This window comes from Streptomyces prasinopilosus, from assembly GCF_001419695.1.
Classification (GTDB): domain Bacteria; phylum Actinomycetota; class Actinomycetes; order Streptomycetales; family Streptomycetaceae; genus Streptomyces; species Streptomyces prasinopilosus.
Map to the genome: position 1 here is coordinate 195 of NZ_LIRG01000670.1, position 2293 is coordinate 2487.

At 75.8% G+C, this 2293-nt stretch carries 2 protein-coding genes and 1 pseudogene; all 3 read right to left on the reverse strand.

What is annotated here, in order from left to right; genetic code table 11:
* The coding region (locus AOK18_RS24250; RefSeq protein ID WP_240503300.1) for a GGDEF domain-containing protein at positions 1-828 on the reverse strand (828 nt) is incomplete at its 3' end.
* A gap of 128 nt (positions 829-956) precedes the next feature.
* A complete protein-coding gene (locus AOK18_RS24255) occupies positions 957-1757 on the reverse strand; it encodes an enoyl-CoA hydratase/isomerase family protein (protein ID WP_055695711.1) in 801 nt (266 codons plus the stop codon).
* Positions 1758-2154: 397 nt separating this feature from the next.
* Positions 2155-2293, reverse strand: a pseudogene (locus tag AOK18_RS34640) (adenylate/guanylate cyclase domain-containing protein); the annotation flags it as partial.

Genomic DNA, 2293 nt, shown 5'->3' on the forward strand with positions numbered 1-2293 from the left:
GAACTCGTCCCCGCCGAGCCGCCCCGCCAGGGCGCCGGGCAGCATGGCCCCGCACAGGGACAGCACGGTCCCGAACCGTTCGAGGAGCCGGTCGCCGACGGCGTGCCCCAGCGTGTCGTTGACCCGCTTGAGCCCGTTCAGATCGCACACGACGAGACTGACCACGGCCCCGTCCCGGCGGTGCCGCTCGATCGCCTCGTCCAGCCGCGCGTCCACGGCCCGGCGGTTGGCCAGCCCGGTGAGCGCGTCCGTGTACGCGAGCCGCCGCGCCTCCTCCAGCCGCTCGGTCTGCGCGATCCCGGCGGCGACGACGGCGGCCAGCACCGTCGCGAAGTCGGCGTCGCCCCGCAGGAAGACGGGGGCGCCGACCGGCCGGGCCACGTACAGCTCGCCCCACGCCCGCCCGTGCAGGACGACCGGGGCGACCACGCAGCAGCCGCGCCCCCGCCTGCGCAGGGCCGCCACCCTCTGGTGGGTGTAGCCGGGCCGCCCCTCCGTCGCTCCCCGGGCGGTCTCCACCCAGGCGTCCGACTCACCGCCGCCGGCCGCCCACCGCTCGTGCAGGAACTCGGCGATCTCGGCGAACTGGTGCACCGGGTAGGACTCGTCCTCCGGGAACTCCTCCTCGCCCTCGGCCAGCTCGCCGACGTTGACCAGGACCCGCAGCCGCCCCAGCTCGCGCTCCCACACCGACAGTGCGGCGAAGCTCCCGCCGAGCGCCCGGCGGGCCCCGTGGGCCGCGGCCCGCCAGACCTCCCGCGAACTGTGCGCGGCGGCCATGCCCTGCGCCAGCGTCACCACCGCCGCCAGCCGGCTGTCCTCACCCATCCCTCCAGGCTAAGGACGTTCCCTGCGATCAGGGATATTTAGGGAGCAAACGGGATGCGGCAGTCCGCCCCGGCCTCCGCCGTCGCGCTCCCCGGTCCCGGCCGCTCCGCCCCCCGGCCGGCGCCGCCCTATTCCCCCGGCCAGTTCGGCCTGCGCTTCTCGTTGAAGGCGGCGACGCCCTCCGCGCGGTCGCCCGAGAACGCCACCGACCGCCATGCCGCGTCCTCCACCTCGAGGCCGGCGGGCAGGTCCAGCCCCTGCCCGAGTCTCAGCGCCCGCTTGGCCGCCCGCAGCCCCACCGGCGAGTTGGCGGCCATCCGGGCGGCCAGGGCGAGCGCCTCCTCGCGGTCCCGTCCCGCTTCCACCAGCTCGTCGACGAGTCCCAGCTCCCGGGCCTCGACGGCCTCCACCCGGCGCGCCGTGAAGATCAGCTCGGCGGCCCGCGCCGCCCCCACCCGCCGGGGCAGCAACTGGGTGCCGCCGCCGCCCGGGATCACCCCGACGGACACCTCGGGCAGCCCCACCACGGCCGTACGGTCGGCGACGATCACGTCGCAGGACAGGGCCAGTTCGAATCCGCCGCCCAGCGCGAACCCGTGCACCGCCGCCACCGTCGGCACCGGCAGCTCCAGCACACCGGTGTAGGCCCCGCGCGCCACCGGCCGCTGGCGCACCAGATCGGCGTCGCTGAAGGAATTGCGCTCCTTCAGGTCGGCCCCCACGCAGAAGGCCCGCTCGTGCGACGAGGTCAGCACCACCGCCCGCACGGCCGGGTCCTCCCCCAGGGCCGCGCAGGCCCCGGCGAGGGACCGGGCCATGCCGGTCGAAACGGCGTTCATGGCCTTGGGCCGGTCGAGGACGAGTTCCGCGACACGCCCCTGCTCGTGCCGCCGCACCAGCACGAACTCCCCGAACCGTTCCTCACTCACGACAGCCTCCGGTTAACGCTGGCTAACATCCGTCGCGCCGATCATCGCAGTCGGCCACCGTCCGGCGGAAGGGCGTGCGCCCAGTTCCCTCGTCACCTCCCGTCCACCCGTTCGAGTGATGTGCCGGTCGCTCCGGGTCGGCCCGGCACGGAAACGGCCGGCGTGCGGGCACCGCGGCGCGCGGGGAGTGCGTGCACGGAGGGGGAAGCACCATCCCGGCGAACAGCCGACCGGACCGCCCCGGCCTCGGCCCGCCGGGCAGGAGGCCGCCGGGCGGAAATCACCGGGCCGGAGTCCGGCGGGCCGGAGTACACCGGAGTGAAGGCCGCCGGAGTGGAGGCCTTCGGGCCGGAGTCCGCCAGGGGCGCCCGGAACCTCCCGAGGGTGTCCGGAACCTCTACGGGGTGTCCCGGCGGGTGAGCAGCCACGGCTCCACCACGCCCAGGCCGCGCACGGGCCGCTGCCACATCGGCTGCAGCCCGAAGCGGTACGCGGGCGGCTCCTCGCCCTCCTTCTCCGCGGAGGCCGCGGCCTCC